At 66.5% G+C, this 25,518-nt stretch carries 19 protein-coding genes; 3 read left to right on the top strand and 16 right to left on the bottom strand.

The genetic code is table 11. The features are described from left to right. Positions 1–1,239: 1,239 nt before the first annotated feature. A complete protein-coding gene (locus tag FGS76_RS03620; RefSeq protein ID WP_138771267.1) occupies positions 1,240–1,992 on the top strand; it encodes a glycerophosphodiester phosphodiesterase in 753 nt (250 codons plus the stop codon). Positions 1,993–2,026: 34 nt separating this feature from the next. Here the strand turns inward: FGS76_RS03620 and FGS76_RS03615 are convergent, their stop codons facing one another. Further along, entirely contained in the window at positions 2,027–3,166 is a 1,140-nt protein-coding gene (locus FGS76_RS03615) for a patatin-like phospholipase family protein (protein WP_138771266.1), read from the bottom strand. A gap of 105 nt (positions 3,167–3,271) precedes the next feature. Here FGS76_RS03615 and FGS76_RS03610 point away from each other — a divergent pair, with 105 nt between their 5' ends. Further along, on the top strand, positions 3,272–4,375 hold the full coding sequence (locus FGS76_RS03610; protein ID WP_138771265.1) for a GNAT family N-acetyltransferase/peptidase C39 family protein: 1,104 nt from the start codon (positions 3,272–3,274) through the stop codon (positions 4,373–4,375). An 84-nt stretch (positions 4,376–4,459) separates the two neighbouring features. Here the strand turns inward: FGS76_RS03610 and FGS76_RS03605 are convergent, their stop codons facing one another. The 11 genes from FGS76_RS03605 to tesB form a co-directional block, all read right to left on the bottom strand. After that, positions 4,460–4,936 carry an REP-associated tyrosine transposase gene (locus FGS76_RS03605; protein WP_138771264.1) on the bottom strand — a complete coding sequence of 159 codons (477 nt, stop codon included), beginning with the start codon at positions 4,934–4,936 and terminating at the stop codon, positions 4,460–4,462. Positions 4,937–5,112: 176 nt separating this feature from the next. Further along, entirely contained in the window at positions 5,113–5,349 is a 237-nt protein-coding gene (gene nqrM / locus FGS76_RS03600) for a (Na+)-NQR maturation NqrM (RefSeq protein ID WP_205717167.1), read from the bottom strand. A gap of 1 nt (position 5,350) precedes the next feature. After that, complete coding sequence (locus FGS76_RS03595) at positions 5,351–6,379, bottom strand: FAD:protein FMN transferase (protein ID WP_138771263.1); 1,029 nt, start codon at positions 6,377–6,379, stop codon at positions 5,351–5,353. A 140-nt stretch (positions 6,380–6,519) separates the two neighbouring features. Continuing rightward, complete coding sequence (gene nqrF, locus FGS76_RS03590) at positions 6,520–7,749, bottom strand: NADH:ubiquinone reductase (Na(+)-transporting) subunit F (protein WP_138771262.1); 1,230 nt, start codon at positions 7,747–7,749, stop codon at positions 6,520–6,522. 21 nt (positions 7,750–7,770) lie between these two features. Continuing rightward, complete coding sequence (gene nqrE, locus FGS76_RS03585; RefSeq protein ID WP_138771261.1) at positions 7,771–8,391, bottom strand: NADH:ubiquinone reductase (Na(+)-transporting) subunit E; 621 nt, start codon at positions 8,389–8,391, stop codon at positions 7,771–7,773. A 23-nt stretch (positions 8,392–8,414) separates the two neighbouring features. Then, positions 8,415–9,080 carry an NADH:ubiquinone reductase (Na(+)-transporting) subunit D gene (locus tag FGS76_RS03580; protein ID WP_138771260.1) on the bottom strand — a complete coding sequence of 222 codons (666 nt, stop codon included), beginning with the start codon at positions 9,078–9,080 and terminating at the stop codon, positions 8,415–8,417. Then, positions 9,080–9,895: a Na(+)-translocating NADH-quinone reductase subunit C gene (locus FGS76_RS03575; protein ID WP_138771259.1), complete on the bottom strand. Its 816-nt coding sequence runs from the start codon at positions 9,893–9,895 to the stop codon at positions 9,080–9,082. The genes FGS76_RS03580 and FGS76_RS03575 overlap by 1 nt, the downstream gene beginning before the upstream one ends. Continuing rightward, positions 9,895–11,154 carry an NADH:ubiquinone reductase (Na(+)-transporting) subunit B gene (locus FGS76_RS03570; protein ID WP_138771258.1) on the bottom strand — a complete coding sequence of 420 codons (1,260 nt, stop codon included), beginning with the start codon at positions 11,152–11,154 and terminating at the stop codon, positions 9,895–9,897. Before FGS76_RS03570 ends, FGS76_RS03575 begins: the two co-directional genes overlap by 1 nt. A 1-nt stretch (position 11,155) precedes the next feature. Continuing rightward, complete coding sequence (locus FGS76_RS03565) at positions 11,156–12,502, bottom strand: Na(+)-translocating NADH-quinone reductase subunit A (protein WP_138771257.1); 1,347 nt, start codon at positions 12,500–12,502, stop codon at positions 11,156–11,158. Positions 12,503–12,825: 323 nt separating this feature from the next. Next, the gene (locus FGS76_RS03560; RefSeq protein WP_138771256.1) at positions 12,826–14,280 is read right to left on the bottom strand and encodes a glyceraldehyde-3-phosphate dehydrogenase; all 1,455 of its coding nucleotides are present in this window, start codon (positions 14,278–14,280) and stop codon (positions 12,826–12,828) included. Between the two features lie 251 nt (positions 14,281–14,531). After that, positions 14,532–15,407 carry an acyl-CoA thioesterase II gene (gene tesB / locus FGS76_RS03555; protein ID WP_138771255.1) on the bottom strand — a complete coding sequence of 292 codons (876 nt, stop codon included), beginning with the start codon at positions 15,405–15,407 and terminating at the stop codon, positions 14,532–14,534. A 185-nt stretch (positions 15,408–15,592) separates the two neighbouring features. On the opposite strand from tesB, the gene mfd reads away from it, so the two are divergent. Further along, entirely contained in the window at positions 15,593–19,060 is a 3,468-nt protein-coding gene (gene mfd / locus FGS76_RS03550; RefSeq protein WP_138771254.1) for a transcription-repair coupling factor, read from the top strand. A 201-nt stretch (positions 19,061–19,261) separates the two neighbouring features. Here mfd and FGS76_RS03545 read toward each other — a convergent pair whose 3' ends face one another. The 4 genes from FGS76_RS03545 to FGS76_RS03530 form a co-directional block, all read right to left on the bottom strand. Further along, the gene (locus FGS76_RS03545; RefSeq protein WP_138771253.1) at positions 19,262–20,233 is read right to left on the bottom strand and encodes a hypothetical protein; all 972 of its coding nucleotides are present in this window, start codon (positions 20,231–20,233) and stop codon (positions 19,262–19,264) included. A gap of 13 nt (positions 20,234–20,246) precedes the next feature. Then, on the bottom strand, positions 20,247–22,715 hold the full coding sequence (locus FGS76_RS03540) for a galactose oxidase early set domain-containing protein (RefSeq protein ID WP_138771252.1): 2,469 nt from the start codon (positions 22,713–22,715) through the stop codon (positions 20,247–20,249). 492 nt (positions 22,716–23,207) lie between these two features. Continuing rightward, entirely contained in the window at positions 23,208–24,020 is an 813-nt protein-coding gene (locus FGS76_RS03535) for an enhanced serine sensitivity protein SseB C-terminal domain-containing protein (protein ID WP_170214389.1), read from the bottom strand. 139 nt (positions 24,021–24,159) lie between these two features. Further along, the gene (locus tag FGS76_RS03530; RefSeq protein ID WP_138771250.1) at positions 24,160–25,410 is read right to left on the bottom strand and encodes a BaiN/RdsA family NAD(P)/FAD-dependent oxidoreductase; all 1,251 of its coding nucleotides are present in this window, start codon (positions 25,408–25,410) and stop codon (positions 24,160–24,162) included. Between the last annotated feature and the right edge of the window lie 108 nt (positions 25,411–25,518).

The raw sequence follows: 25,518 nt of genomic DNA, 5'->3' as shown, positions 1-25,518 counted from the left end.
CGAAACCCCACCGCGGCTGAAGTCGCTCCTACAAGGTCACGCGGCGGGGTCCCCCCCACCCCTGGCAGGAGCGGCTGCAGCCGCGATAGGGCCCTCGAAGACCACACCCAAAACCCCAGCGCGACTGAAGGCGCTCCTACAAGGTCACGCTGCGGGATCTCACCCCCCCCCTGTAGGAGCGGCTTCAGCCGCGATAAGGCCTTCGCAGACCACCCCAAACCCCATCGCGACTGAAGTCGCTCCTACAAGGTCACGCTGCGGGGTCTCCCCCACCCCCTGTAGGAGCGGCTTCAGCCGCGATAGGGCCTTCGCAGGCCACACCAAACCCCATCGCGACTGAAGTCGCTCCTACAAGGTCACGCTGCGGGGTCTCCCCCACCCCCCGTAGGAGCGGCTTCAGCCGCGATTGGGCCTTCGAAGACCACACCCAAACCCCATCGCGACTGAAGTCGCTCCTACAAGGTCACGCTGCGGGGCCTCCCCCCACCCCCCGTAGGAGCGGCTTCAGCCGCGATAGGGCCTTCGCAGGCCACACCAAACCCCATCGCGACTGAAGTCGCTCCTACAAGGTCACCCTGCGGGGTCTCCCCCACCCCCTGTAGGAGCGGCTTCAGCCGCGATAGGGCCTTCGAAGACCACCCCAAACCCCATCGCGACTGAAGTCGCTCCTACAAGGTCACGCTGCGGGGTCTCCCCCACCCTTTGTAGGAGCGGCTTCAGCCGCGATAGGGCCTTCGAAGACCACACCCAAAACCCCATCGCGACTGAAGTCGCTCCTACAAGGTCACGCTGCGGGATCTCACCCACCCCCTGTAGGAGCGGCTTCAGCCGCGATAAGGCCTTCGCAGACCACCCCAAACCCCATCGCGACTGAAGTCGCTCCTACAAGGTCACGCTGCGGGGTCTCCCCCACCCCCTGTAGGAGCGGCTTCAGCCGCGATAGGGCCTTCGAAGACCACACCCCAAACCCCATCGCGACTGAAGTCGCTCCTACAAGGTCACGCTGCGGGGTCTCCCCCAACCCCTGTAGGAGCGGCTTCAGCCGCGATAGGGCCTTCGAAGGTCACCCCAAAACCCCATCGCGACTGAAGTCGCTCCTACAAGGATGGGGCCACGAACATGGCGCGGTGGGTTGCGACAATTGCGTGACAAATGGGCGGGGGCTATTGATGCGGCCGGGGCGCCCACGCACAATGCCCGGCGAACCGACGGACGTCCGTGCAACGCGTTAAGAGACCCATGACCCAAGGCATTCCCACCATCGTTGGCCATCGCGGCGCCCGCGGCGAGGCCCCGGAAAACACCCTGGCGGGCTTTCAGGTGGCACTGGAGGCCGGTGTCACGGAAGTGGAACTGGATGTGCGCCTGTCCCGGGACGGCCACCTGATCGTGGTGCACGACCGCAACGTCACCCGCACCACCGGCGAACGTGGCAAGGTCCATCACTACACCCTGGCGCAGCTGGGGGTGCTGGACGCGCGCCAGAACACCCCCGGCTGGCACAGCCCGGTGTGCATTCCCTCCCTGCGCGAGGTGGTGGCGCTGTGCGGCCCCGACATGCGTTTCCAGTTCGAGGTAAAAGGCGCCGAGTCGCCCCTGCTGCACCGGCTGGCCCATCGGCTGGTGGCGCTGATCGACGAGCTGGGGCTGGAACAGCGCGCGGTGGTGACCTCAAGCCATACCGGTTTCCTGCGCATGCTGGCGGATATGACGCCGCGCATCCAACGGGGCTATGTGGCGGAATACCGTTACCAGCAACCCACCCGCCGGGCGGCGGCGCTGGGCTGCACCTGGCTGATGCCCCGGCACAGTCTGGTCAATGAAGCGCTGATGCGCCGCGCCCGGCGGCGCGGCCTGAAGGTGTCCACCTGGACGGTGAACGATCTGGCCGAGGCCCAACGGCTGGCGAAGCTGGGGGTGGACGGCATCATTACCGATTTTCCCACCAGTTTTATCGCCCATTTCCATCAACGGCGGCGAGATCGCGACTGAAGTCGCTCCTACACGGTCATTCAGCCGCGATGCATCAATCCTCCAAAAACGCCCGGATCTCTTCTTCCCGGGCCTTGGCATCCTGATACCCCAGCGCCATCAACCGCCCGGTGAAACCGGGCTCGAACAGCAGATAGCTGAGCGCCGAGGCCCCCGGCGAGCGGGTGGCGCCGGAGCCGCGCAGGAAGAAACGCAGGGTGCGCGGCAGCTCCTTGTTGTGCTCGGCGGCGATTTCGTCCAGCGGCTGGGACGGATAGATCTTCAACACCTCCACCTGACGCAGCTGGATTTCGTGCTGGTTGCGGGCCCGGGGGCTGATCGCCTGCACCGTGCGGTTAATGCGCTCCAGGCGCTCCACGTCCCCTTCCAGGGTGTCCACGAACACGCTGTCGAGCACATGGCCCAGCACCTGGGCCAGGGACGGGTAACCGCTCAACTGGCGCTGGTGCTCGGCGCTGGAATTACCGGACACGCCGATTACCAGCAGCCGGTCGGCACCCAGGTGCAGGGCCGGGCTCACCGGCGCCAGCTGGCGCACGGCGCCGTCGCCGTAGTAGCGGCCGTCCACGTTTTCGGCGGGAAACAGCAACGGGATGGCGGCGGAGGCGAGCAGATGCTGCACGCCGATGGTGGAGCGCCGGCCCAGCCGCCGGGCCCGGTTCCATTCCTGCAGATCCTCGGCGCCCTGGAAAAACGCCACCGATTCACCGGAGGCATAGCTGGAGGCGGTGATCGACAGCGCCCGCAGGTGGCCCTGGTCGATGCTCTGGCCGATGCGCTGGAAGTTGATCACCAGCCTGAGCAGCCGTTTCAGCGGCGTATTGTCGAGCAGCGCGCTGCGGGTGGTGCCCCGGCCGGCGGCGGCGGAACTGAACATCCAGCGCAGCAGGCTGCGCACGAACGCCACGATGTCGGTGCGATAGACCTGCTCGGCGGTCATGTTGGCCCATACCTGCTCCAGACCACGCACCGCCAGACGATAGTCGTGGGCGCCGGCGGCCAGGCCGGCGGCGTTGATGGCACCGGCGGAGGTGCCGCAGATAATGGGGAAAGGGTTGCTGGCGGTGGGCGGCAGCATGTCGGCGATGGCGCTGAGCACACCCACTTGATAGGCGGCGCGGGCGCCGCCACCGGAAAGAATCAGCCCCCGCGAGGGAGCGGACGACACTGGCATTGCGATCTCCTTATCGCGCCATTATGACGATGCGGCGGGGCCGCGAAAAGCACTGGCATCGCCGCCCGGCCGGGCTTTATGCTGACCGGAAATTCGGATGGACTCATGGATCACCCTTTTACCCTTCGCCCCGCCCTGCCCGACGACCTGGATGCCCTCACCGCCCTGGAGCGGCGTTGCTTCGACAGCGACCGCCTGTCCCGGCGCAGCTTTCGCCATTGGATTCGCCAGGCCCACTCCGGGCTGATCCTGGCGCTGGCCGGGGACGGCACGCTGGCCGGCTATGCCCTGGTGATTCTGCAGCGCGGCACGCGGCTGGCGCGGTTGTATTCCATCGCCACCGATCCGGCCTGGCGCGGGCGCGGCCTGGGCGATGTGCTGATGGACGCCGCCGAGCAGTACGCCCACGAGGAAAAACGCCTGTATCTGCGCCTGGAAGTGCGCCGCGACAACGCCGGCGCCATCCGCCTCTATGAGCGGCGCGGTTATAAGTTGTTCGGCTACACGCCGGACTACTACGAGGACCATGAGGCCGCCCTGCGCTACCAGAAGCGGCTGCATTACACGCCCCAGCGCCAGGCCGGCGGGGAGATCCCCTGGGTGCGCCAGAGCACCGAATTCACCTGCGGCCCGGCCTGCCTGCAGATGGCCCTGGCCGCCCTGCTCCAGCGCGCCCCCAAGGAACGGGAAGAGCTGCTGATCTGGCGCGAAGCCACCACCATTTTCATGACCGCCGGCCACGGCGGCTGCCATCCCCTGGGCCTGGCCCTGGCGGCCCGGGCCCGTGGGCTCAGCGCCCAGGTCTACTGCAACCAGCGCGGGCCCCTGTTTCTGGATTCGGTGCGCGACGAAAACAAAAAGCGGGTGATCGAAACCGTGCACGGCCACTTCGAGGAAGCGGTGCGCGAACAGGGCATTCCGGTGCGCTACCGGGAGCTTACCGCCGCGCGGCTGGACAAGGCGCTGAAACAGGGGGAAGTGGCCATCGTGCTGATCAGCACCTGGCGCCTGGACGGGCGCAAGGCGCCCCATTGGGTGGTGGTCAGCGGCGCCGACGAGGAATGCTTCTACATCCACGACCCGGACCCGGCGGACGACCAGGTGCCGCTGGATTGCCAGCATGTGCCCATCACCCGGGACCGGTTTGAAAAGATGACCCGGTACGGGCAGTCGCGGCTGCGTACCGCGGTGATTGTTGGGCGGCCTTGATCGCGACTGAAGTCGCTCCTACAGGAGAGGGGTGTGCCATTGTAGGAGCGACTTCAGTCGCGATAAAAGCCCACGGCAAACCACCTACCCACCCCAACCCCAATCCGCCTCCGTATCCGCTTTCAACCACACCGCATCCCACAACGGGTAAGCACCGATCCGGTCCACCAACCCGGCCCGTAACGGGTTGGCGATCATGTATCGGGCATGGGCTTTCAATTGATGGTGGTTCCGAACCGCCTGATCGTGGAAGCCGGGTTGCCAGGTCAATGCCGGCACCGTCCGGCTGCTGCTCCCTTTCAAAAGTTTCACCACCCGCTCCAGCGACACGGCCCTTAGCTGGCACAACCAATGAAGATGATCCGGCATGACCACGTAGCTGAGCGTGTCCGCTTCCTCCAGTTGCTGCAGCCGGTAAAGCTGCCGCACCAGCCCGCGGCCGGCGAACAGATCCTCAAACACCGGCGCCCGGTGGCGGGTCACGGTGGTGATCAAGTAAACCTGACCGGGAAGGGAGACCCGTCCCTTTCTCAGAGCGTGTTGTCGTGGTGGGGTTTTCATTCAGCCGATCATGACGGGCTGTCGGCGTCGGCGGGATCGGTCAGCGACCTTGATCGGGGTAGGTGATCGGAGACGGTTTTTGTAGGCGGAGGCTTACATAGGGGGGGATCGCGACTGAAGTCGCTCCTACAGGAGAAGGGGTTGTAGGAGCGACTTCAGTCGCGATAACCGCGCGGTCAGGTTTTAAGAACGTCGCGGCCCAGTTCGGCGGCGCGTTTGGCGTTTACCTGGCGGGTGTTTTCCTCGCAGGCGTCCTTGTCGCCGCCGCAGATTTCGCAGCCGTCCTTCATGCCCAGGGCGGCGAGGCCACCGCAGGACCCTTTGAGCGGCTTGTTGGACAGAATCACGCCGATGGCCATGCCGGCGAACAGCAGGGCCAGCACGACGAACGCGGCCAGAATGGTACCCAACATGTCAGTTTCCTCCTGCTTCGCCTTCCAGAATATTCCGAAAGGCGTCGGTCATGATTTCCTCGGGGCCGTTATCCCCTCGGACAATAAACAGCACCGGCAGTTCACGGGCTTCGGCGAACGCCAGGCCCTTTTCCGGGCCCAGTACGGTGAGCGCCGTGGCCAAGCCGTCGGCGACCATGCAACTGGAGTGTAACACGGTCACCGACCCCAGCCGGTGCCCCACCGGGTAGCCGGTGCGCGGGTCGATGGTGTGGGAGTAGACCTTGCCGTCGACCTCGAAGAAGTTGCGGTAATCGCCGCTGGTGGCGATGGACAGGTCGCGCAGGGCGATCACCTTGTCCATTTCGCGCACGCCGACAATCGGCCGCTCCACCGCCACCCGCCAGGGCTGGCCATGGGGTTTCTGGCCGGCGGCGCGGAGTTCGCCGCCGATCTCCACCAGATAGTTGCCGATGCCCGCCTGTTCCATCACCCCGGCCACCTTGTCCACGGCGAAGCCCTTGGCGATGGACGACAGGTCCAGGTACACGCCGCCGGGTTGCACCAGTTGATCACCGTTCAGCTTGAGCTGTTGCCAGCCGACCCGGGCCCGGGCCGCTTCCACGTCCGCCTCCGGCGGCGGTTCGAAGCGCTCCGGGTCCGGGCCGAAGCCCCACAGGTTGACCAGGGGGCCGATGGTCACGTCGTAGGCCCCGTCGGTGTCCCGGGAGATCGACAACGCTTCCTGGAGCACCTTGGCGAAGTCGTCGGACAGGGTCACCGCCCGGCCCGCCTCGGCCCGGTTGAAGCGGCTGATGATGGCGTCCTCGCGGTAGGTGCTCATGTCCGCGTTGACCTGCTCCAGCGCCGCCTCGATGGATTGCCGCAGCGCCGGCACGCCGCCCGTGGGGGTGCCGGTGAATTTCACCGACCAGGTGGTGCCCATGGTGGGTCCGTTGAGCGCGGACAGGCGGTCGGTGGTGTCGTCGCAGGCGGCGAGCAGCGCCAGGAGGGCAAGGAGGGGGAAGAGGCGGAACAGAAGGATTGGCATGGGAGTGTCGATCGCGGGTGAAGGATGTCGGAGGGGCGGCGGGGCCATCGTCGGGGTCGGGGCGACCCCGGATCGCGACTGAAGTCGCTCCTACAGCATGACGTGCCTGTAGGAGCGGCTTCAGCCGCGATGCCGTTCAATCAGCCGCCGAAGTCATCCAGCATGATGTTCTCCGGTTCGACGCCCAGGTCCTCGAGCATCTTGATCACGGAGGCGTTCATCATCGGCGGACCGCACATGTAGTACTCGCAGTCTTCCGGTGCCGGGTGGTCCTTGAGGTAGTTCTCGTAGACCACGTTATGGATAAAGCCGGTGGGGCCTTCCCAGTTGTCCTCGGGCAGCGGATCGGACAGCGCCAGGTGCCACTCGAAGTTGTCGTTCTCCTCGGCCAGCTGATCGTACTCCTCGGAGTAGAACGTCTCGCGAATGGAGCGGGCGCCGTACCAGAAGCTGATCTTGCGCTTGGAGTGCAGACGCTTGAGCTGGTCGAAGATGTGGCTGCGCATGGGGGCCATGCCCGCGCCACCGCCGATGAACACCATCTCCGCGTCGGTTTCCTTGGCGAAGAACTCACCGAAGGGCCCGAACACGGTGATCTTGTCGCCGGGCTTCAGGTTGAACACGTAGGAGCTCATCAGGCCCGGCGGAATGTCCTTGGCGCCCGGGGGCGGCGTGGCGATCCGGATGTTGAACTTGAGAATGCCCTTCTCTTCCGGATAGTTGGCCATGGAATAGGCGCGCACCACGGTTTCATTGCTCTTCGCCTTGAGATCGAAGAACTTGAACTTCTCCCAGTCGCCGCGGAATTCCTCTTCGATATCGAAGTTGGAGAAATCGATGTCGTAGGGCGGAGATTCCAGCTGCACGTAACCGCCGGCGCGGAAGTCCACGTTCTCGCCTTCCGGCAGCTTCAGAGTCAGTTCCTTGATGAAGGTGGCCACGTTGGGATTGGAAACGACTTCGCATTCCCATTTCTTCACGCCGAAGAATTCCTCGGGCACCTTGATCTTCATGTCCTGCTTGACGTTGACCTGGCAGCTCAGGCGCCAGCCGTCGCGGATCTGGCCCTTGGTGAAGTGGCCTTCCTCGGTGGGCAGGATGTCGCCGCCACCGTCGATGACCTGGCATTTGCACTGCGCGCAGGTGCCGCCACCACCACAGGCGGAGGACAGGAAGATACCCTGGTCCGCCAGGGTGCCCAGCAGCTTGCCGCCGGCGGGCACGTCGATCCCTTTATCGGCTTCCCCGTTGATGTCGATGTGCACATCACCGCTGGTCACCAGGCGGGAACGGGCCATCAGGATCACCGCCACCAGTGCAAGCACGATGGCGGTGAACATGACCACGCCGAGAATGATTTCAAAACCCATGTTCTCGCTCTCCCCTTACCCTTAGAGTTGCACGCCGGAGAAGGACATGAACCCGAGTGACATCAGACCCACGGTAATGAAGGTGATGCCCAGCCCCTTGAGGCCGTCGGGAACGTCGCTGTACTTCAGCTTCTCGCGGATGCCCGCCAGCAGCGTGATGGCCAGTGCCCAGCCGGTGCCGGCACCGATGCCGTAGACCACGGACTCGCCCAGGTTGTAATCGCGCTCCACCATGAACAGTGAGGCACCCAGAATGGCGCAGTTCACGGTGATCAGCGGCAGGAAGATGCCCAGCGCGTTGTACAGGCTCGGCACGTACTTATCCAGGGTCATTTCCAGGATCTGCACGATCGCCGCGATCACGCCAATGTAGCTGAGCAGGCCGAGGAAGCGCAGGTCCAGGTTGGCCAGTGCGTCGATACCGGTCCAGGACAGCGCGCCTTCGTTCAGCAGGTAGTGCAGGATCAGGTTGTTCACCGGCACGGTGATGGTCTGCACCACGATAACCGCGATGCCCAGGCCGATGGCGGTGGAGATCTTCTTGGAGATGGCGATGAAGGTACACATCCCCAGGAAGAAGGCCAGCGCCATGTTCTCCACGAAAACGGCGCGGACGAACAGGCTGACGTAATGTTCAAACATGATTGACTCCCCTGTTCACGCCGTTAAAACGCGTCGCTGACGCGCGTGTGCGGCTTCATCTTGAAGGTGTCTTCTTCCACCTGCTCCGGTTTCCAGGTACGTACCGCCCAGATAAAGAAGCCGATCAGGAAGAAGGCGCTCGGCGGCAGCAGCAGCAGACCGTTGGTGGCGTACCAGCCGCCGTCGGCGGTGGTCGGCAGCACCTGGATGCCAAACAGGCTGCCGGCGCCGAACAGCTCACGCACGAAGCCCAGGCACAGCAGCAGCACGGAGTAGCCCAGGCCGTTGCCGACACCGTCCATGAAGGAGGGAATCGGCGCGTTCTTCATGGCAAAGGCTTCGGCGCGACCCATCACGATACAGTTGGTGATGATCAGACCGACGAACACCGACAGCTGCTTGGAGATGCCGTAGGCGTAGGCCTTGAGGAACTGATCCACCACGATCACCAGCGACGCGATGATGGTCATCTGCACGATGATACGGATGCTCGACGGGATCACGTTGCGCACCGTGCTCACGAAGAAATTGGAGAACGCGGTCACCAACGTCAGCGCGATACACATGGTCACCGTGGTGCTCAGGTTGCTGGTCACCGCCAGCGCGGAGCAGATACCCAGGATCTGCAGCGCGATGGGGTTGTTGTCGAAAATCGGACCGAACAACAGGTCCTTTGTCTTCTCCGCCATTACGCCTCTCCTCCAGTCTCGCCGTCGTCGTCGGCGCCGTTATCGGCCTCGCCATTCTGCATGCGTTGCAGATAGGGGCCAAAGCCCTTGGCACCCACCCAGAACCGTACCAGGTGGCTGACGCCCTTGCTGGTCAGGGTGGCGCCGGCCAGGCCGTCCACCTTGTTTTCCGCGTTGGGCGTGCCGCTGTCCACGGTACCCTTGATGACCTGGATGGCGATGTCGCCGTCCTCGTCATAGATTTTCTTGCCCTGCCACAGCGCCTTCCAGGCCGGGTTGTCCACCTCGCCGCCGAGACCCGGGGTCTCGCCGTGCTGGTAGAAGCCGAGACCGGCGATGGTCTTGGCGTCCGGCTCCAGGGCCATGAACCCGTAGAGGGTGGACCACAGGCCGTAGCCACGGATCGGCAGGATGATGCGGGTCAGCTTACCGGCGTCGTCCCGGGCCAGGAACACCTCGGCCACGTCCGCCTGGGTCTTGATGCCGGCGATGTCATCTTCCGGGTCCAGGCGCTCGCTGCGCTCCGGGTCCTTGGCCGCTTTCAGCTGGTCGTAGGAGTCCGGCTCGTCCACATACTCACCGGTGTCCAGCTCGACGAACTTGCGGTCGATGGTCTTGAACGCTTTTTCCACGTCCATGCCGGGCTGATACAGACCGGCGGCCTGCAGGATGTTGACGCGGCGGTCCAGGGTCTGGTTCTTCTGCTGCACGGGGCGCAGGCTCACCGCGGCGGTGGCCACCACCACCGCGCACACCAGGCAGACCAGGAACGCGACGGTAAGGGTTCTTGCTACGCTATCTTTGTTTCCAGCCATTACACCGCTCCGCCGGTGCGACGCAGGCGACGACGGATGTTCGCCTGGGTCACGAAGTAGTCAATCAGGGGGGCGCACAGGTTGCCGAACAGGATCGCCAGCATGATGCCTTCCGGGAACGCCGGGTTGACCACCCGGATCAGGACCGTCATCACGCCGATCAGCGCGCCGAAGATCAGCTTGCCGGTGTTGGTCATGGACGCGGACACCGGGTCGGTGGCCATGAACACCAGGCCAAAGGCCAGGCCGCCCACGGTCAGGTGCCAGTACCAGGGCATGGCGAACATCGGGTTGGTGTCGCTGCCGATGCCATTGAACAGGCCGCTCATGGCCACCATGCCGATCAGCACGCCGAGCATGATCCGCCAGGAGGCGATCTTGGTGAACAGCAGGAAGGCCGCGCCCAGGGCGATGGCGATCACCGAGGTTTCACCGATACAGCCCTGGATACCGCCCAGGAAGGTGTCCATCCAGGCCAGGCTCTGGGTGGCGCCGTTGGCGCCGGCGGCCAGGGCGTTGTCGGCCAGGCCGGCGGAGAAGTTCAGGTCACCGGCGGCGGCCAGGCCCAGGGGCGTGGCGCCGGAGAAGTTGTCCACCGCGGTCCATACCGAGTCGCCGGACATCTGCGCCGGGTAAGCGAAGTACAGGAACGCCCGGCCGACCAGCGCCGGGTTGAGGAAGTTCTTGCCGGTGCCGCCGAACACTTCCTTGCCGATCACGATGCCGAAGGACACGCCCAGCACCACCTGCCAGAGCGGAATCGCCGGCGGCAGGATCAGGGTGAACAGGATACCGGTGACGAAGAAGCCCTCGTTGACCTCGTGGCCGCGCTTCCAGGCGAACAGCGCCTCCCAGAAGAAGCCGGTCAGGTAGACGGCGATCAGGATCGGCACGTAGTAGACCAGGCCGTGCAGCAGGTTGGCCCAGAAACTCTGGTAATCGAAGCCGGTCAGCGCCATCACCAGGTCCGCGCGCCAGCCGGGGATGGCGTCGTAGCCGAACTCGGTGATTTGCAGGTTGGCCTGGTAGCCGGTGTTGTAGAGACCGAACAGGATCGCCGGGAAGGTGGCGAACCAGACCGTCATCATGATCCGCTTCAGGTCGATGCCGTCACGCACGTGGGCCGCGGACCGGGTCACCGAGTCCGGGCTGTACAGCATGGTGTCGAACATTTCGAAGAAGACGTAGTACTTCTCGAGCTTGCCGCCCTCATGGAAATGCGGGGCGATTTTATCGTCGATGTAATTTCTCAGACCCATCTCAGCTCTCCACCTCGATCGTGGTCAGGTTGTCGCGCAGGATCGGCCCGTACTCGTACTTGCCCGGACACACGAAGGTGCACAGGGCCAGGTCTTCCTCGACCAGTTCCAGGGCGCCCAGCGCCATGGCGGAGTCGGTATCGCCGACGATCAGCGAGCGCAGCAGTTGGGTGGGAAGGATGTCCAGGGGCATCACTTCCTCGTAGGCGCCGATCGGCACCATGGCCCGCTCACTGCCGTTGGTGGTGGTGGTGAAGTTGAACCGTTTGCCCGGCATCAGCTTGGACAGGTAGATGTTCATCACCGAGAAGCGGTTGCTGCCGGGGGAAATGTAGCCCAGCAGTTCACGCTCGTGGCCTTCACGCAGCACGGTCACCTGATTGGCGGTGCGGCCCAGGAACAGCATCGGGCCGCGGGCGTGGTGGCCGTTGAACACGGAGCCGCTGATCACCCGATTGTCGCCGTCCTTGAGTTCACCACGGGTGAAGTCTTCCAGGCTGGCGCCCACGCGGGTGCGCAGCAGACGCGGCGTCTTCACCTGCGGGCCGGTCAGGGCGACCACGCGGTCGGTGCTGATCTTGCCGTCGGTGAACAGTTTGCCGATGGCGATCACGTCCTGGTAGCCCAGGGTCCAGACCGTCTTGTTCAGGCTCACCGGATCAAGGTGATGAATGTGGGTGCCCGCGTTGCCCGCCGGGTGCTTGCCGGCGAAGGCTTCCTCGCGGATCTGACCCTGGGCGAAGGACGGCAGGTCGCTCTTGCCGGCCTTGCACACCCATACCGGGCCGTCGGTGAGACGGGTCAGCACGGTGAGGCCGTGGCGGAAGCTGTCTTCGTTGTCCTTGATCACCACCGCCGGGTCCTGGGCCAGGGGGTTGGTGTCGATGGCGGTCACGAAGATGGAGTTGGGGGCGCTGCCCGGCGCCGGCACCTTGCCGAACGGGCGGGTGCGCAGCAGGGTCCACTCACCGGACTCCACCAGCTGCGCCTGCACCGCTTCGCGGTCCAGACCGCCCAGGGCGTCGGGCTGGTGGGCGGTGAAGGTGACTTCCTCTTCCTGCTCGGCGATCTCGATCACCACGGACTGAAGAACCCGCTTGTGCCCGCGATTGACGGCCAGGACCTTGCCGCCGGCGGGCGCGGTGTAACGAACACCGTCGGTCTTCTTGTCGGTGAAGAGCAGCTGCCCTTTCTTCACCGTGTCGCCTTCGCGGACCTCCATGGTCGGTTTCATCCCCACGTAGTCGCCGCCAAGCACGGCCACAGAACGGACCTGATGACCTTCCTCGATCGCCTGGCGCGGTGCGCCGGCGATAGGCAGGTCAAGCCCCTTCTTGATTTTGATCATAGTGTCTCGCCCACGTTGCGTGTTGCTGAAGTCGAGCGGCGCTTTCCCCGGGGACCGCGATCGGCGGCGGAGGCGGGAAGGCGCGCGAAAACCGGTAGAAAGCGTCAGGAACACCCGTTCGGGAAGTACCGGGCACCCCGTTCCGGAGAAGCCGGCCGGTGCCGGCGCGCGACATTATAATGACCGTCCGGTCCGGATGCCAGGATTGACCTTGTGGGTATTCCGCAAAAAATCGCCCCTGGCAGGAGCCGGACCGGCGGGCGCCATCCACGGCGCCCGCAAGAAAAAGCCCGCTACGGCGGGCTTTTTCTTGTTCTGACCGGTCAGTCTTTCGGGTAGATCGGGTATTCCACTCCGGACAACAGCTGCAGGAGGCGCACCACCTGGCAGCTGTAGCCGAATTCGTTGTCGTACCACACGTACAGCACGCAGTGGCGGCCATTGTTGACAATGGTGGCCTCGGCGTCGATCACGGCGGCGTGACGGGAACCCACGAAATCCGTGGACACCGCGTCCGGGCTGCTGATGAAGTCGATCTGACGCTGCAGCGGTGAATGCAGACTCACCCAGCGCAGATATTCATTCAACTCCGCAAGGGTGGTTTCCTTGACCAGGGTCAGGTTCAGGATCGCCATGGACACGTCCGGGGTCGGGACCCGGATCGAGTTGCCGGTGAGCTTGCCGGCCAGATCCGGCAGCGCCTTGGCGGCGGCGGTGGCGGCCCCGGTCTCGGTGAGCACCATGTTGAGCGGCGCGGCACGGCCACGGCGCGGCCCTTTGTGGAAGTTATCCAGCAGGTTCTGGTCGTTGGTGTAGGAGTGCACCGTTTCCACGTGGCCCACTTCGATGCCGAACTTGTCGTTCAGCGCCTTCAGCGGCGGCACGATGGCGTTGGTGGTGCAGCTGGCCAGCGACAGAATGTTGTCGGAGTCTTCCACCATGTGGTGGTTGACGCCGGGCACGATGTTCTTCAGGTCGCCCTTGCCGGGGGCGGTGAGGATCACGCGGGCCACGCCCGGGCACTCCAGGTGCTGGGACAGACCTTCGCGGTCCCGCCATTTGCCGGTGTTGTCCACCAGGATGGCGTTGTTGATGCCGTATTGGGTGTAGTCCACCTTGGACGGATCGTTGGCGTAGATCACCTTGATGAAGTTGCCGTTGGCGATGATGGCGTTTTCTTCTTCATCCACGGCGATGGTGCCGGCGAACGGGCCGTGCACGGAGTCGCGGCGCAGCAGGCTGGCGCGCTTCTGCAGGTCTTCCTTGCCGGATTCGCGGACCACGATGGCCTTCAGGCGCAGGCCGTCGCCGGAACCGGTTTTCTCGATCAGCAGGCGGGCCAGCAGGCGGCCGATGCGGCCGAAACCGTACAGCACCACGTCTTTCTGGCCGGGCAGATCGACTTTCTGATCCACCGCCTCGGCCAGTTCTTGGCGCACGAAGTCTTCAAGGGACAGGCCCTTGTCGTCCTTCTTGTAGGCCACCGCCAGCTTACCGATGTCGATGCGGCTGGGGCCGATGTCCAGCTTGGCCACTTCCTGCAGGATCGGGAAGGATTCGACCACGGACAGGCCGCTGTCGGAGAGGCTGCCTTCGATTTGCTTGACGAAACGGTGATCCTTGAGGATCTGGATCACGGATTTGTTGACCAGGGAGCGGCTGTAGACCGTGGTGGTCACGTTCTTCTCCCGGTAGAGCCGGCCGATCATGGGGATCATGGCCTCGGCGATCTCTTCGCGGTTTTTCCAGCGTCCGAAGTGGTCTTCCAGTTTGTTCACGGGGCGCCTCTCAGTCAGAGTCTGCAGGTCGGGGTCCGGGCCGCCAGGGGACGGGCCTGGGGGCGCGCATGATAGCGCCAATCGCCCCCGGCATCCAGCCGCGCCGGCGGCCGGTCGGCCGCGGCGAGCTACAAGCCGCAAGCTTCAAGCCGCAAGCAGGCCCCCGCTCGCGGGTACCGCCGGGCGGATCACCAGAGACGGTCCGCGTTGCGGCTTGAAGCTTGTAGCTTGCAGCGGGGCGCGAAAGCGCCCTAAATCGGCTCCTCGCCGGGGCGCAGGCGCATCAGGCCCTCCTGGGCCACGGACGCCACCAGCACCCCGTCGCGGCGGTAGATGTGGCCGAAGGTGAGGCCCCGGGCGCCGGCGGCGCCGGGGCTTTCGCAGTGGTAGAGCAGCCAGTCATCGATACGAAAATCGTCGTAGAACCACATGGCGTGGTCCAGGCTGGCGCATTGCATGTTGCCCTGCCAGAAGGTCATGCCGTGGGGCTGCATGGCGGTGCCCATGAAGCCGAAGTCCGAGCAATAGGCCAGCAGCGCCCGCTGGGTCATGCGGTCCGCCTCCACCGTATCGTCCACCTTGAACCAGAACTGTTTGAGCGGCTCGCGGGTTTCCGGCTCGAACACGTTGCGCGGCGTCACCGGACGGAAGGTCAGGGGCCGCTCGCGCAGGAAGTCGTCGCGGAACTGCTTGGGAATGCGGTCGGCCATGCGCAGGCGGGCGGCCTCGTCGCTCTCCAGCTCCTCCGGGGCCGGCACGTCCGGCATCGCGGTCTGGTGCCGGGCGCCCTCCTCCTCCACCTGGAACGAGGTGGACAGGCTGAAGATCGGGCGGCCGTGCTGGATGGCGTTCACCCGCCGGGTGGTGAAGCTGCGGCCATCGCGGATACGGTCCACGTCGTAGATCACCGGCCGGCGGATGTCGCCGGGGCGCAGGAAATAGGCGTGCAGGGAATGCACCGGCCGGTCCTCCGGCACCGTCATGGAGGCCGCCAGCAGCGCCTGGCCCGCCACCAGGCCGCCAAAAATGCTGCGCTGGCCGTTCGCTTCGCTCTGGCCCCGGAAAAGATTGTTCTCCAGGGGCTCCAGATTAAAGCGCTGCATCAATTCCCGAACCGATTCTTTCATTATTGGCCTCTGCGTATACCGAGCGGCGGGATGCTACCACAATCGCGGCTGAAGCCGCTCCTACATAGAGGGCGGCCACCGCCGTAGGAGCGACTTCAGTCGCTCCTACGGGAGATGGGGGGCGCGCGGCCCTCATGAAGCCGTCACGGGACTGCGCTACAATGCGCGCCCTCGATGGAGGCACGATGACCCTGTTACCCGATACCCCCCTGTTTCCCGCCGGCAACGAGCACTTCAAGGACTGGCGCGGTCTGTCCGACGGCAGCCTGGCGGCGGTGCTCACCCAGGTGGCGCGCTCCCTGGACGGCCCGCTGCTGGTGGCCGCCCCGGGCAGCGGCCGCGCCCAGCAGCTGGCCGACGCCCTGGGCTTCTATCTTGCCGGTGCCGCCGGCGGCGAGCCGGACCTGCCGGTGATGCTGTTCCCGGACTGGGAAACCCTGCCCTACGACCTGTTCAGCCCCCACCAGGACATCGTCAGCGATCGTATCCGCGTGCTCAACTGGCTGGGCAGCGCCCGCAACGGCGTGCTGGTGGTGCCGATCAATACCCTGATGCAGCGGCTGGCGCCGCCGTCGCACATCGCCGGCAACAGTTTCATGCTGCGCGTGGGCGAGGCCTTCGATATGGAGACCACCCGCGCCCGGCTGGTGGATTGCGGCTACCGGCAGCGCGACAACGTCTATGAGCATGGCGAGTTCGCGGTGCGCGGGGCGATCATGGACGTGTTCCCCATGGGCACCTCGCAGCCGTTCCGGGTGGAGCTGTTCGACGACGACATCGAGTCGCTGCGCCTGTTCGACCCGGAGACCCAGCGCTCCACCGGTCAGGTCACCGAGATCAATCTGTTGCCGGCCGCCGAGTACCCGCTCAGCGCCGAGGGCATCCGCCACTTCCGCACCGCCTTCCGCGACACCTTCGACGTGGACCCGCGCCATGTGCCGCTCTACCAGGATGTGTCCGACGGCATCGCCACGCCGGGGCTGGAATACTATCTGCCGCTGTTCTTCGACAGCCAGGCCACCCTGTTCGATTACCTGCCCGCCAACGCCCGGGCCCTGGAAATGGCCGGCTGCGAGGAAGCGGCCAGCCACTTCTGGGACGAGGTGAACGCCCGCTACGAGCAGCGCCGCCACGATATTTACCGGCCGGTGCTGCCGCCGGCGCGGCTGTTCCTGCGCCCGGATGAACTGGACGGCGCCTGGAAGCGGTTTCCCCGGGCCCGCCAGCGCGACGGCGAGCGGGCGGTGTCGTTCCGGGTGGAGGCGGCGCCCAATATCGCCGCCGACCCGCGCGCCGGCAACCCGCTGGTGCCGCTGCATGCCTTCGCCGATGCGCGCCCGGACCTGCGCATCCTGGTGGTGGCGGAAACCGCCGGCCGCCGGGAGGCGCTGCTGGAGCTGATGCAGAAAATCGGTATCCAGCCGGCCCTCAAGGACGGCTGGGCCGACTTCCTGGCCGACCCCCAGCGCTGGAACCTGACCCGGGGCGAGCTGGACGCCGGCTTCCACGCCCCGGACCACCAACTGCTGGTGGTCAGCGAAAGCGAACTGTACGGCGAGCGGGTGATGCAGCGCCGGCGGCGGCGCACCAGCGAGGACAGCGGCAACGAACTGGGCATCCGCTCCCTGGGCGAACTGAGCATCGGCGCCCCGGTGGTGCACCTGGACCATGGCGTGGGCCGTTACCAGGGCCTGGTGCATATGGCGGTACACGGCCAGCAGCATGAATTCCTGCTGCTGGAATACGCCGGCGGCGACAAACTCTATGTGCCGGTGTCCTCGCTGCACCTGATCAGCCGCTACGGCGGCGGCGACAGCCCGCCGCTCAACCGTCTGGGCACCGAGCAATGGACCAAGGCGCGCCAGAAAGCGGCGGAGAAGATCAACGACGTGGCCGCCGAACTGCTCAACACCTACGCCCGCCGGGAGGCCCGCCAGGGGCGCGCCTTCGGCGTGGAGTCGGAGGACTACGAACGCTTCGCCAGCGGCTTCCCGTTCGAGGAAACCCCGGACCAGGAAGCGGCCATCCGCGCGGTGATCAGCGACATGCAGCTGGCCAAGCCCATGGACCGGCTGGTGTGCGGCGACGTGGGCTTCGGCAAGACCGAGGTGGCCATGCGCGCCGCCTTCGTGGCGGTGCAGACCGGCGCCCAGGTGGCGGTGCTGGTGCCCACCACCCTGCTCGCCCAGCAGCACTACGAATCCTTCGTCGACCGCTTCGCGGACTGGCCGGTGAACATCGAGGTGCTGTCCCGGTTCCGCAGCGCCAAGGACAAGAGCGAGGTGCTGGCGCGGCTCAAGGCCGGCAAGGTGGACATCATCGTCGGCACCCACCAGCTGCTGCAGGAGTCGGTGTCGTTCTCCGACCTGGGCCTGATCATCGTCGACGAGGAACACCGCTTCGGCGTGCGCCACAAGGAACGGCTCAAGGAGTTGCGCGCGGAGTGCGACATCCTGACACTCACCGCCACCCCGATTCCGCGCACCCTGAACATGGCCATGAGCGGCATGCGCGACATTTCCATTATCGCCACGCCGCCGCAAAAACGGCTGTCGGTGAAAACCTTCGTGCAGCAAAAAGACAGCACCGCGGTGAAGGAGGCGATCCTCCGCGAGCTGCTGCGCGGCGGCCAGGTCTATTACCTGCACAACGACATCGACACCATGGCGCGCACCGCCGAGGAGCTGCGCAAGATGGTGCCGGACGCCCGGGTCGGCATCGCCCACGGGCAGATGCGCGAGCGGGAACTGGAAGCGGTGATGAGCGACTTCTACCACCGCCGCTTCAACGTGCTGGTGTGCACCACCATTATCGAGACCGGCATCGACGTGCCCAGCGCCAACACCATCGTGATCGAACGGGCGGACAAGCTGGGCCTGGCCCAGCTGCATCAGCTGCGCGGCCGGGTGGGCCGCAGCCACCACCAGGCCTACGCCTATCTGATCACCCCCAGCCCCCGGGCCATGACCAAGGACGCCCTCAAGCGCCTGGAGGCCATCGAGCAAGCCACCGACCTGGGCGCCGGCTTCGTGCTGGCCAGCCAGGACCTGGAGATCCGTGGCGCCGGCGAGCTGCTCGGCGAGGAGCAGCACGGCAACATGGAGGCCATCGGCTTCTCGCTGTACATGGAAATGCTGGAGCAGGCGGTGGAAGCGCTGAAGCGCGGCGAACAGCCGGACACCGCCAAGCCCCTGTCCGGCGGCCCGGAAGTGAACCTGCGCATTCCGGCGCTGATTCCCGAGGATTATCTGCCGGACGTGTTCACCCGGCTGTCGCTGTACAAGCGCATCGCCGGCAGCAAGACCGTGGAGCAGCTGGAAGAGCTGCAGGTGGAGATGATCGACCGCTTCGGGCTGCTGCCCGACCCGCTTAAGAATCTGTTCCACGTCACCGCCCTGCGCCAGCGCGCCGAACGGCTCGGCATCACCCGGGTGGACGCGGGGCCGCGCGGCGGCAAGCTGGAATTCGCCGAACGCACCCCGGTGGACCCGCTCACCATCGTCAAGCTGGTACAGTCCGGGCCCAACCTCTACAAGCTGGAAGGCGCCAGCACCCTGCGCTTCAGCCTGGAATCCGAAACCGCCGGCGAACGGATTGGCGTGGTGGAGCAGGTGTTGGAGCGGTTGTCGGGGGGTGGGGGCCGTCGCGACTGAGGCGGTACGCCGCCCGCCAGCTGATCGCGACTGAAGTCGCTCCTACAACGGCCATCCTGTTCTTGTACCATTCGGTTCTTGTAGGAGCGACTTCAGTCGCGATCCCACCCCGGCGGCCTGTTGTAGGAGCGGCTTTAGCCGCGATCCCCCCCCGAAAGCCACACCAGTAGGAGCGACTTCAGTCGCGATCAGGCGTGGACGCTAATGATGATGCCCGGCCTCGGCCACCCGCTCGCCGGGCACCCACAACACCTCGCCGGTGACCGCCACCGGCTTGTCCCCCACCGTCACCGGCAGGCGCCAGGTACTGACCCGGGCGCGCTGGCCGGCGTCCAGCACCGCCGCCGACGGCCAGCGCTCACCATAGGCGGCGCGGGGCTCGGTCCAGGTGTAGCGGGGCCCGCCGGCCACCTTCACCCAACGGGGCGCGTCCGCCTCCGGCGCCGCGTTCAGAAAGCTGCCACAGGGGCCCACCCACAGCCAGGGCCGGCCCCGGGCGTCCGCCACCAGCACCGGGTTCTTCCCTTGATTGTGCAGATGCAGGGCCGGCACCGTGCCCGGCGCCAGGGTCACCGTGACCCCCTCCGCCAGGGCCGGATCGGACGTTAACCGGGACAGAAACCGGCCCGGCGGCAGCGGCTCGTAGCGGAAGGCGCCGGCCAGGGCGCTGGCCTGCCCCGCCCGCCGCACCGGCACTTGCCAGTCCGCCAGCCGGGCCGGCCGCCCGGCGTGCTCCAGGTCGTGGGGCACCGCCACCTCGTCGGTGCGCAGGCGCGGGTCGAACCAGCCCCAATGGGGCCGCTCGCTGACCCGGGCCCAGCGGGGCGCGGCGTCCTGGGCCACGCCGTCCGGCAGCGGCACGCCCCGGGCGGCGGTCTGGCCACGGTACCAGGCCGGGCTGGCCAGGTCCGCCAGCACCCCGCCCCGGTCGATGCGCAGAAAGGCGCGCCCTTCCCCATCCAGAATTTCCAGGGTGCGGTCACTGTCATTGGCCACCACCAGCTGCGGCGCCACCGTGGTCTGCACCTGGGCCTCGACCCCGTCCAGGGCCGCCGGCAGCGGGTCCAGCCGGGCCTTCACCGCCTTGGCTTCCGGGCCGTGGGCGCCGGCGGCGCCGATCAGCATCAGGCCGGCCAGGGCCACCAGGCCGGCGCAACGGTTACGGATCGTCATGGTCATGGCCTCCTCACTGCCGCGCCAGCAGGGCCGGCGCCGCGTCCGGCAGCAGCACCTGCACCGAGGCGGCGGTGGACGGCACCACCATGGCGGAGCCGTCACTGGCCACCCGGTTGACGAACAGCAGGTAATGGCCGGCCGGCGCCACCGCCCCGTTGTCCGGGATGGTGACGCTGACCTGGCCGTCGCCCACGGTGTGCGGCAGCACCACGGTACGCTGATCGCCGTCCACCAGGTGGGTCAGGCTGGTGCGGCGCACCAGCAGCACCTCGCGGATGGCGGCGGCGTCGTCCACCTGAATATCGATGGCCTCGCCGTGGGACACCCGCGCCGGCGCCGACAGAATTTCCGGCCGGTCCTTGAACATATAGGGCGGGCTGTAGATCTCGAAGGACGGGTCGCGGCCATCGTTGGGCGAGAAGCCCAGCTCTTCCAGATTGAGGCTGAACAGGTAGGCGGTGTTGATCGGCGCGTGGCCGCCCACCAGCACCCGGCCGTCCGGCAGCAGCAGCGCCGTGTTGTGGTAGGTGCGCGGGTTCAGGGAGCTGGCCATGGGCGTCCAGGTTTTGGTGTTGGGGTCGAAGCGCTCGGTGACCTGCACCGGGTTGGCGGAGCCCGGCAGCACCACTTCGTCCCGGTTGGCGCCGTTGAAGGCCATCACCGAGCCGTCCGGCAGCAGCACGGCGGTGGAGTACCAGCGCGGGCCGTTCAGGTTGCCGACGATTTCCGAGGAATAACGCATGCCGCTTTCGGTGTCCGGCACGTTCACCTCCACGGTGTCGATGCGCGCGTTGGGCACCGCCAGGTAGCTGCCCGGGCTGGTGGCCGCCACCGCGCCCACCACGCCACCGGCGGTGAGGAAGTGGGCGGTGTCGTATTCGCCGGCGCCGTTCTGGCGCAGCGGCATCATGATCGAGAAGGTGGAACCCCGGAACCCGGCGCCCAGCAGGCGGTTGGCCACCTGCGGGTCGGCCACGTCGCCGAGCAGGTTCTGGACCTGCTCCAGGCTGCCCAAGGGGTCGCCCAGCAGGCCGGTGAGCAGGCCCTCTCCGCTGCCGATCAGATCCTCCAGCAGATCCGGGCTGGTCAGGGTCAGGGCGTTGGTGATGCGCTCCAGGCCCAGTTCGTCCAGCTGCACGTTGAGGCCGGCGTAGCCCAGGTCGGTCCACAGTTCCTGTTGCGGGTCATAGGCGGACACGAAGTTCCATTGCGCCTGGTTGTAGGACTGGCCGAACGGATTGAAGGCCTGGCCGGCGGCGTTGTAGAACACCTGGCCGTTGGGCAGCAGATGCAGGCGCGGGTACAGCGGCAGGGCTTTGCCGGCGGTGCTGTCCAGGCCCGGCAGCGGGCGCTCGCCGTTCTCGCTCCAGGTGCCGGCTTGCAGATCGTAGGTTTCGCTGGCGCGCACGTTGTCGGCGGACTGCAGCAGCTCACGCAGGCCACTGCTCTCGCCGCCGATCAGGGCGCCGGTGTAGACCGGCTTGAGCAGCTTGGTGACGCCGCTGGCCACGAAGATGTCGCCACCGGGCAGGGTCACCAGGCTCGGGTACCAGCGGCCGTGGATCATGTGGCCGGTCTGGGTCCAGCTGTTGTCCGCCGGGTCGAAGATGCGCGCGTCCTTGAGGCCTTCCAGTTCCACCACGCCGATGTCGTCGGGCACGCTGATCTCGCCGAAGTTGCTGGGCAGCGGAATCTCGTTGTCGATGGACCCGAGCACGTCGCGGGCCTGGGGGAACACCGAGCCCAGGGACGGTTCGGTGTAGTAGTCGGTGCCGCCCACCGCCATGATGCGGCCGTCGGCCAGCTGGATCACATCGGCGCAGAACAGGGCGCCGTCGTTACCGGGGGTGCTTTCCGCGTCGGACAATTGCTTGCCGGGCAGCAGGGTGTCGCTGTCGTTGCCGTCCACGTTGGCGCCGCCGCGCACCGGCGACGGCCGCTCCCAGCTGATGCGGTCCTCGGGACCCGCCGGGCCCAGATTGAGCACCCGGGTCTGGTCGTTCACCGACACAAACCCGAACTCGGCGACGATGGAGAACTCCACGTTCTCGGTGCCTTCCAAGGCGTTGAAATAGACCAGCCGGTTGTCCGGCAGCAAGGCGATGGAGCCCGCCGCCGGCTTGCAGCGCAGATCGCCTTCGCTGTCTTCCAGGCATTTGTCGTCGGTGGTCACCACCCGCAGGTTGTCGCCGGTGCTGGCGTCACTGTAGCGGATGGTGGGTTCGGCGAAGGGGCCGGCGAACCGGCCCAGCTGGCAGGCGTCGCCCTGGCATTGGTACTGGCGCCCTTCGAAGGACGCGCCCTCCGGCGCCGGGGCCGGGTCCAGCGGGTCCTCGGCCCGGGGCGTGCCCTCGTCCACCGGGGCGCCGCCGCCCCCGGACACCGCCGTGTCACCGCCACCGCCGCCTCCACCGCCGCCGCAGGCGGCCAGCGCGCCGGCCAGCAGGGTTAAACCGATAAGCCGCTCCAGATACCTCATGATGCTCTCTCCGGCTGTTCATTGTTATGTCATTGGTGGTCACGGACGGGCCGCGACGGATCGAGTCTGCGCCGGGAGCGCACCGGTCGTCGTGAGCATTCGGGCACGGAATTACCACACTCCGACGCATCCATACCGATGGGAGAAAGGGGGTTACGGAATTACCGAGAAAGTTTCACGCCGCACCGACAAGGCAAACAAAACAGCGGGGGTTTGTGGAGGGGAATCAGGGGGTTAGAGGAACGATGGTGCCATACCGGCGGCGGTGGGGCTGCCGGCGGCCTTATCGCGACTGAAGTGGTACGCCGCCCGGTCGCTCCTACGGCGATCTTGCGGATCTGGTGCTGGCACGTATCGCGACTGAAGTCGCTCCTACGGTGATCTTACGAAACTGGTGCGAACCTGCATCGCGACTGAAGTCGCTCCTACAGCCACCGCCTAGCCATTGTAGGAGCGACTTCAGTCGCGATAAGGCGGTCGCGACGCACCGCTTCAGTCGCGATCGCCGCCGAGCAGGCGGCGCCACCAGGGGCGGCCGTCGTCCTGCGTCGGCGTCGATGGCGAGCGTCGTTCGTAGAACGGCGTGGTCTCGTCGCGCAGATAGCTGGCCAGTTGATGGTCCTCGCCGTCGCCGGAAATCACGATCAGGTCCACGGCGCGCCCCTCCGGCGCGGTGTCGGCGATCACCGAGCCCACCGCCCGGCGGGCATCGTCCAGGTCGGTGCCGCCCAACCCCACCAGCAGACTTTGCCGGGGCGAGTCGCCGGCCTCCGACATCAGGCACAGCCAGGCGGCTTGCACCTCCGGATAGTCGGGCAGCAAACGCTGCAGCGCCTCCACCATCACGGTGGGGTATTCCGACGGCTGGCCGAGCAGGACGCCGGTGCCGGCCTCGGTGTGGTGAATGTCCGGGGGACTGTTGGTGCCGTGCTCCAGCAGCGACTGGATTTCCTCGGGATAGAACTCCTTGCCGTGATCGGAGCGCGGGTTGAGCACCAGGCCGACGCCGGCGGTGATCTCGAACAGGCTGCGCGCCGGCAATGCCAGGTAGTTTTGGTCTCCATCGATGGCCCGTTGCAGGGCCTCCAGATCGGTGAAGAAAGGAATCACCGGTTCGCCATCGCCGTTTTGCCACTGGGCGATGGACACCTGTCCGGTGCCGGCCGGGGCCTGGCCCCCATCGTCGGGCTCGGTATGGCCGATCACGAACACCTCGGCGGCCAGCAGCTGGCGGTAGAATTCCGGGCGTGCCGCCGGATCACCGGCGGCGCGTTTGAGGGCATCGAGAAGAGGGCTGTCCGGCATGGTTGCATCCTGCAAAATGAGTGGTTCGGCCATTTTAACCAGCGCCGGAGCCAGTGCGCGGTAATAGTGCGCAAATTTGCGGTGTTATCGCGGCTAAAGCCGCTCCTACGGTGCCCTGTAGGAGCGGCTTCAGCCGCGATCAAAGCGCCAAACCGGCGGCATGGCCGCTGGCCCAGGCCCACTGGAAATTGAACCCGCCCAGCTCGCCGGTCACGTCCAGCACTTCGCCGATAAAATGCAGGCCGGGCACCGCCTTGGCTTCGAAGGTCTTGGAGGACACCGCGTCGGTGTCGATGCCGCCCAGGGTCACCTCGGCGGTGCGGTAGCCTTCGGTGCCGGAGGGCTTGAAGCGCCAGCCCTTGAGCACCGCGGCGATCTCCGCCAGGCGCTCGTTGCCGTGGTGTTGCAGCGGGCCGTGCCAGCCGAAGTGCTCGCTGAGGGCGGCGGCCAGGCGCTGGGACACGAAGCCGCGCAGCCATTTTTCCACGGCGGTGGCGGGCTGCTCCGCGCGGGCCGCGCGCAGCGCCGCCGCCGGGTCCGCCAGCGCCGGCAGCCAGTCCACGGTGACCGGGTCGCCGGGGGCCCAGAAGCTGGACACCTGCAACATGGCCGGCCCGGACAGGCCCCGGTGGGTAATCAGCAGCGGTTCCTGGAAGCGGCGGCCGCCGGCCTCGGCGGCCACCTCGGCGCTGACCCCGGCCAGTTCCGCCAGCCAGCTCTTGTCCGCCGGCTGCAGGGTAAAGGGCACCAGGCCGGCGCGGGTGGGCAGCACGCCGAGGCCGAAGCGCTCCGCCAGCCGGTAACCGAAGGGCCCGGCGCCCAGGGTGGGGATGGAGAGCCCGCCGGTGGCCACCACCAGGCGGCGGGCGCGCAGCTCGCCACCGCCGGCGGTGCGCAGGCGGAAGCCGTCGGCGACCCGCTCCGCCAGGGTCGGGGCCGGGCTCTCGTTGGCGGGGCGCTCCTGCCCCTCCACCGGCACGCCGTTCAGGTGGGTCACCGCCGTGTTCAGACGCAACCGGGCGCCGGCCCACTCACATTCGGTGAGCAGCACCTGGAGGATCTCCTTGCTGGACCCGGCGCAGAACAACTGGCCGGGGGCCTTTTCCACGTGTTCCACGCCGTGGCGTTCCACCATTTCCAGGAAGTGCCAGGGGGAATAGCGGTTCAGGGCCGATTTGCAGAAGTGCGGGTTGGCGGAGGTGAAATGGGCCGGGGTGGTGTTCAGGTTGGTGAAATTGCAGCGCCCGCCGCCGGACATCAGGATCTTCTTGCCGGCCTTGTTGGCGTGGTCCAGCACCAGCACGGAGTGGCCCTGGTAGCCGGCGGTGGCGGCGCACATCAGGCCCGCCGCCCCGGCGCCGAGCACAATCACATCGTACTGTTCGGCCATGTTCGCTTTCCGTCCTTCGGTTCGGCGCGGCGGGGCCGGGTCGCGGTGGGATTCGCGGTCCCGGATTCGCGGTCCCGGATTTGCGGTCCCGGATTTGCGGTCCCGGGT

This window comes from Alloalcanivorax gelatiniphagus, from assembly GCF_005938655.1.
Lineage (GTDB): Bacteria > Pseudomonadota > Gammaproteobacteria > Pseudomonadales > Alcanivoracaceae > Alloalcanivorax > Alloalcanivorax gelatiniphagus.
This window is presented reverse-complemented; position numbering and strand designations above follow the sequence as displayed.